Genomic DNA, 5,697 nt, shown 5'->3' on the forward strand with positions numbered 1-5,697 from the left:
GGCAACGGTGCGGGCGGCAGCGGTGTAGGCGGCAGCCGCGCGGACGGCTTTGCCGCGGCCGGCGGCCGGGCGGACGACGACCCCGTCGACGGCGACCTGCGCACCTACCGGGTGTCGCGGGTGGTGGAGGTGACCGCGACGGACGAGCCGTTCGAGCGACCCGAGGGGTTCGACCTGGCCGGGTACTGGGCGGGCTGGACCCGGCGGTTCGAGGAGTGGACGTACCCGATGCGGGTGACGGTCCGGTTGACGCCCGCCGGGCTCCGGGACGCGCGGGCGCTGCTCAGCCTGGTCGCGGCGCGGGAACTGCGGGACGTCGAGCCCGCGGGGGAGTGGACGACGGTGTCGGTGCCGGTCGAGTCGCTGGACCACGCGCTGGTCGACCTGCTGCGGCTCGGCCCGGACGCCGAGGTGCTGGAGCCGCCCGAGCTGCGCGACCGCGTCGTCGCCCGGCTCACCGACATGGCGGCCGTCTACCGGCGGTGACCTCCCGCGGCTACTCCGACAAGAGCTGGCCGAGCGCCGCGTCGACGCCGCGGCCGTCCTCCACCACCGACAGCGTGCCGCCGGTGGAGCGGGCCAGCTCGGACAGGGTGTCGCGCTCCGGGTCGGGGCCGAGCGCGATCACGCTGACCACGATGTCCTTGCCGGGCTGCTTGAGCGCCGCGAGCCGCGACTTCAGCTCCTCGTAGTCGATCCCGCCGTCGTTGACGCCGTCGGTGAGCACCACGATCCGGTTGCGCTTGCCGTCCTGGTAGTCGGCCAGCGCCCGCTCGTACAGCGCGAGCAGGCTGGTGTAGAGCTGGGTGGCGCTGCGCGGTTCCAGGTTCGACACGCCGTCCAGCAGGGCCTGCCGCTGCTCGGCGACCGGGCCGGTGGGGACGACCTGCCGGTACGGCTTGTCGCCGTCCAGCTCGCGGGAGAACTCCCACAGCCCCAGCGACCCCGACACCGACCGGTTGACCTGCCCGGACAGCGCCTGCTTCACCCACTCCATCCGGCTGCGGCCGTCGCCGCCGTGCTCCTCCATCGACTTCGACGTGTCCACCAGGATGGTGACGACCTGGCCGTCGTCGGCGGTCGCCCACGCGGCCGAGATCTGCTGCGTGGTGTTCGCGTCGGCGGGCGCGAGCTGGTCGGTGACGGCGGCCCAGCGGATGCCGGGCGACGGCTTGGGCCGCTCGGTGGTGCCCTCGACCCGCAGGCCCGCGACGGACAGCGTCTGGCGCTGGTCGGGCTCGTGCAGGAACTCGCGGAACGCCTGCGACGCCCGCACCTGCGCCTCGCCGACCCAGTCGCCGGCCAGCGGCACGAACGGGAAGTCGGCGACCGGCGTCGGACCGCCCGCGGGGACGCCGTAGAGCGGTTGCGCGGGCGGGGTTCCGGTGTCCTTGCCGAGGTTGTGCCGGTACAGGTCCACCTCGAACACGGGGACCGCGCTGAACCCGGCCGCGTTCACGGCGGTGTCGGCGCCGAGGAGGGTCAGCGCCTCCCACGTGCCGATGGGCGCCTGCTCCGGGCCGGACGCCGCGAGCTTGCCGAGCGTCACCTTCACCGGGTCGAGCGCCAGCATCTCCGTCGTCACCGGGCCCTTGCCGTCGGGGCTCGCGCCGGCCAGCGCCGACTGCACGGCCATCGCGGTGGCCGCGTTCGTCGCCGGGTCGGGCAGGGCGACGGTGAACCGGCCCCACTCGGGCCGCCCGAAGCGGCCCCAGCCGTCCGCCGCGCCGGGCAGGTCGGGCAGGTCGGTCCAGCGGAACCCGGCGCCCGACTCCACGGCCCGCGCGGGCTCCTGGTGCAGGGCGAGCAGCACGGGGCTCGTCGCGATCGACTCGGGCGCCGCGCCGAGCAGGCCGGCGTTCTGCGCGGCGAGCCGGTTCGCCCACAGCGTCGAGTCGGTGACCCAGGCGTGCGGGCGGGCGCCGAGCTCGGCCTCGTCCCAGCCTTGGGTGAGGCCCTGGAGCACGACCTCGGAGTCGATCGACTGGACCTCGACCTGGATGCAGTGGTCGTAGACGACGGGCCGCTCCAGGCTCCACGCCTCGGCCACCTGCTTGACCGCCTCGGCGACGCTGGGCGTCGCGGACACCCGCAGCAGCGCGTCGCCCTCGTTGCAGTCGCCCGCCTGCGCCGCGGCCCGGCGCTCCACGATGCCGCCGACCCAGCTCCAGCCGAGCCAGCCGAGCACGAGCAGGGCCACCAGGCCGACGATGGCGACCGGCCACGTCGCGATGCCGCGCCGCACCTTCGTCCGCAGCGCGCGGTGTCGAGACATCGTCTTCCCTCTCAGCGTCCGGCTACAGCTGGCGAATCCCGACCGATATCACGCTAACAGGTGACATTCGCGGAACAGGTGAAGTCTCCGCGGGTCACGCGGTGGTGACGAGGCCCTCGGCCAGCACCCGGGTCAGGTCGATCAGCCTGGTTCTCAGCGGTGCGGCGGCCTCGGCGAACGCGCTCTGCCGCCGAACGTACTCGGCCCGGCCCTCCGCCGTCTCGATCGCCACGGGCCGGTAGCCGAGCGCGGTCAGGTCGTAGGGGCTCGCGCGCATGTCGAGTTCGCGAATCCGCAGCGCCAGCTCGAAGCAGTCCGCGACGAGCTCGGACGGCGTCGCCGGGTCCAGCTTGTAGGCCCACTTGAACAGGTCCATGTTGGCGTGCAGGCATCCCGGCTGCTCCAGGTCGGCCTGGGTCTCCCGGGTCGGCTGCAGCGCGTTGCGCGGCCGTGCCTCGGGGGTGAAGAAGCGGAACGCGTCGAAGTGGCCGCACTGCACGCGCTGCGACTCGACCACCCGGTCGGTGCCCGCGCTGCCCAGCCGCAGCGGCCACGCGTCGTGCCGCACCTGGTCGGGGCGCTGCCGGTACACCATCGCCCACTCGTGCAGGCCGAAGCAGCCGAGCCTGGGCGAGCGGCCCGCGGTGGCGGTGAGCAGCCGGTTCGCGAACCCGATCGTGTTCGCCCGGTCCCGCGCGAACGCCTCGACGTCGAGCGTCACGCCGTCGTCGACGCGCCGGTAGGCGGGCCACTTGAGGTAGGCGCGCGCCGAGTCGCCCGCCAGCACGACGCCGGGTCCGGGGTGCCAGCGCTCCAGCCTCGACGGGCGGTGCGAGTAGTACGAGAACAGGAAGTCCAGCACGGGGTGCTTGAGCCCGGCGGCCTTGCGCTCGTGGTGCGGGCCGGTCCACCGGCGCACGCGGGCCACGTGCGCGTCGCGTCGCGCGGTCCACTCGGCTTCGGAAAGGACGACCCCCACGACCGGTCAGGGTACTTCCCCCGGGCTGTGGTCCGGACCTCACCTGGCGCGGCGGGTGGCGGCCCTCACGTCCCGTCCGGCCGGCTTTCACCCGTCGCTAAATCGACGGCGTCCGGCGGGCGGGGTTGGCAGGGTGTGGACCATGTCCAGGGGGTGGGTGCGGCTCCAGGCCGTCGCGGTGTCCGGTTCGGTGGCCGAAGGGCTGATGCTGACCACGTTGCCGCTGGTCGCGGTGACGATCACGACGGACCCGCGGCAGGTGTCGCTGGTCAACGTGGTGGGTCAGGCGCCGTGGCTGCTGTTCTCGCTGTTCGCGGGGGTGCTGATCGACCGGGTGCGCCGCAGCACCGTGCTGACGTGGGCGTACGCGGTGCAGGCGGGCGCGGCGCTCACCCTCGCCGTGGCGGGGCTGACCGACGCGGTGACCCTGCCGCTGCTGCTGGTGGTGGCGTTCGTGGTGACGTCGGCGCAGGTGCTCGGCGACGGCGCGACCGGCGCGGTGGTGCCCGAGGTCGTCGAGCCGCACCGGCTGGCCGCCGCCAACACCCGGCTGATCCTCATCGACCGGGGCGCGGTGCAGTTCGTGGTGCCGCCCGCGGCCGGTCTGCTGGTCGGGTTCGGCCTCGGCACGCCCGCGTGGGTCGCCGCGGCCTCCGCGCTGGTGGCGTCGCTCGTCGTGCTGGGCCTGCGCTCGGCGCCGGGGACGCCGTCGGGCAAGCACCCGTTGCGGGACATCGCGGACGGCCTGCGGTTCCTCGTCGCCACCCGGCTGCTGCTGTCGATCACGGTGGCGGTGGCGCTCGGGTCGTTCGCGGCGAGCGGGGTGATGTCCATGTTCGTGCTGTACGCGACGCAGGTCCTGCACCTCGGGCCGGTCGGCTACGGCGTGCTGCTGACGTGCATGGCGGCCGGCTGGGTGGCGTCGTCGTTCCTGGTGAGCCGGGTCGTCGGCCGGATCGGCTACGCGTGGTCGATGCGGATCGCGCAGGTCGGGATGGTGGTGACGGAGGTGCTGGTCGCCGTGCTGCCGCCGTGGGCGTGGGCGATCGGGCTGGTCGTGTTCGCGCAGTCGGCGATCGTGATGGTGTGGAACGTGTGCTCGCAGTCGAGCCGGCAGCGGTTCACCCCGACCGGCCTGCTGGGCCGGGTGCTGACCAGCCACCGGGCGCTCGCGTGGGGCCTGACGCCGCTGGGCGCGCTGGCCGGCGGGTTCGTGGCGGCCGGGTTCGGGCTGCGCGCGGTGTGGGTGATGGCGGCGCTGATCCAGGTCGCCGCGCTGGTCGTGGCGTGGCTGGGCCTGTCGCCGCGGGCGTTCCGCGAGGCGGAGGCGGTGGCGGCCGCGCGTGCGTCGGCCGCGTCCACGCCGAACCGCTGACCCCGTGGGGCCGTCGCGTCAGAGCGGGGGGACGAGGTTCGGGAACTTGCGCGCGCCCAGGCAGTGCGGGCACTCCCGGCCGTTGTCCACGGTGCGCGGCTGGCCGCCGATCACGGCCGACGTCGGGTTGGCGATGAACCCGGCGCCGCCGCACAGGTGGCAGATGGTGCGCGGCTCGGAGGTGACGCCGAACAGGTCGTCCTCGTCTTCCTCGTCGTCGTCGTCGAACCCGTCCTCGTCGAAGCCGGCCCCGTCGGCGGGGTCGAAGTCGTCGTCATCGTCATCGTCGTCGTCACGCGGGTCCACGTGACCAACCGTAGTCGGGTGGGACCGGCAGCGCCTCCCCCGTACCGGCCCCACCCCGGCCGTCAGGGACGCTGCCCGGCGGCGTCCACGACGGCCAGTTCGGTGATGGCGTGGAAGTCCGATCCGAGCAGTTCGTAGGTCTCGGGGTCGAACACCAGCACCACCGGCCGCGCCTCCGGGCTCGACCCCGGCGGCACGGGCCAGGTGATGCCGACCCCCGGCCGGCCGGACCCGTCGCGCGCGTCCGGCACCACGGACAGCCCCGGCACGCGGGCCGCCGCCTCGTACAGCGCCGCCCGGCTCAGCGGCGGCAGCATCACCTCGTTGACCAGCGCCGGCACGTCCTTGCCGCGCGCGTTGACGCTGCGCTCCTCGCCGCCGCTCGCGTTCGCGTCGAGGTGGGCGAGCATCCCGTCCACGTCGGTCGGCAGGTCGGCCAGGTAGCCCGGCGCCGGCCGGCACGGCTGGGTCGGACCGGGCACCGGCTCAGTGCCCCTGACCACGACGGACCGCCCGTTCAGGCACCCGGGCAGGACCACCGGCCCGCCGTCGTGGTTGTGCAGCAGCCCGTCGCGGGTGCCGTCGACCGACTTCCAGACCTCCCGGTCCGGCGCGCCCTGCCCGACGCTGCGCGCGTACACGAACTGGTCGGGACGCGGTGGCGCGGACGGGTCGGAGCGGGCCGCCTGGGCGGCGTGGCCGAGCAGCCGCACGGCGTCCAGCACCGGCGTCACCTCGGCCGCCGACGCCGGAACCGACGCC

6 protein-coding genes are annotated in these 5,697 nt (G+C 74.6%); 2 read left to right on the top strand and 4 right to left on the bottom strand.

What is annotated here, in order from left to right; all coding sequences use genetic code 11:
- Positions 1-486, top strand: a 486-nt coding sequence (locus tag ACFQ3T_RS33820; protein WP_380729760.1) for a helix-turn-helix transcriptional regulator, incomplete at its 5' end; no start/stop codon positions are given.
- A gap of 10 nt (positions 487-496) precedes the next feature.
- Here the strand turns inward: ACFQ3T_RS33820 and ACFQ3T_RS33825 are convergent.
- Both ACFQ3T_RS33825 and ACFQ3T_RS33830 read right to left on the bottom strand, forming a co-directional pair.
- Positions 497-2,275: a substrate-binding domain-containing protein gene (locus tag ACFQ3T_RS33825; protein WP_380729762.1), complete on the bottom strand. Its 1,779-nt coding sequence runs from the start codon at positions 2,273-2,275 to the stop codon at positions 497-499.
- A 94-nt stretch (positions 2,276-2,369) separates the two neighbouring features.
- Complete coding sequence (locus ACFQ3T_RS33830; protein WP_380729764.1) at positions 2,370-3,254, bottom strand: 3-methyladenine DNA glycosylase; 885 nt, start codon at positions 3,252-3,254, stop codon at positions 2,370-2,372.
- A gap of 142 nt (positions 3,255-3,396) precedes the next feature.
- Here ACFQ3T_RS33830 and ACFQ3T_RS33835 point away from each other — a divergent pair, with 142 nt between their 5' ends.
- Entirely contained in the window at positions 3,397-4,629 is a 1,233-nt protein-coding gene (locus tag ACFQ3T_RS33835) for an MFS transporter (RefSeq protein ID WP_380729766.1), read from the top strand.
- 18 nt (positions 4,630-4,647) lie between these two features.
- Here the strand turns inward: ACFQ3T_RS33835 and ACFQ3T_RS33840 are convergent, their stop codons facing one another.
- Both ACFQ3T_RS33840 and ACFQ3T_RS33845 read right to left on the bottom strand, forming a co-directional pair.
- Entirely contained in the window at positions 4,648-4,935 is a 288-nt protein-coding gene (locus tag ACFQ3T_RS33840) for a hypothetical protein (protein ID WP_380729768.1), read from the bottom strand.
- A gap of 62 nt (positions 4,936-4,997) precedes the next feature.
- On the bottom strand, positions 4,998-5,697 hold a 700-nt coding region (locus ACFQ3T_RS33845; protein WP_380729770.1), incomplete at its 5' end, for a CU044_5270 family protein.

It is taken from the genome of Saccharothrix hoggarensis (assembly GCF_042678885.1).
Lineage (GTDB): Bacteria > Actinomycetota > Actinomycetes > Mycobacteriales > Pseudonocardiaceae > Actinosynnema > Actinosynnema hoggarensis.

Bases quoted from the DNA above. Each gene is read 5' to 3' on its own strand.
- ACFQ3T_RS33825 (WP_380729762.1), bottom strand. From the start codon at position 2,275: ATGTCTCGACACCGCGCGCTGCGGACGAAGGTGCGGCGCGGCATCGCG.
- ACFQ3T_RS33835 (WP_380729766.1), top strand. From the start codon at position 3,397: ATGTCCAGGGGGTGGGTGCGGCTCCAGGCCGTCGCGGTGTCCGGTTCG.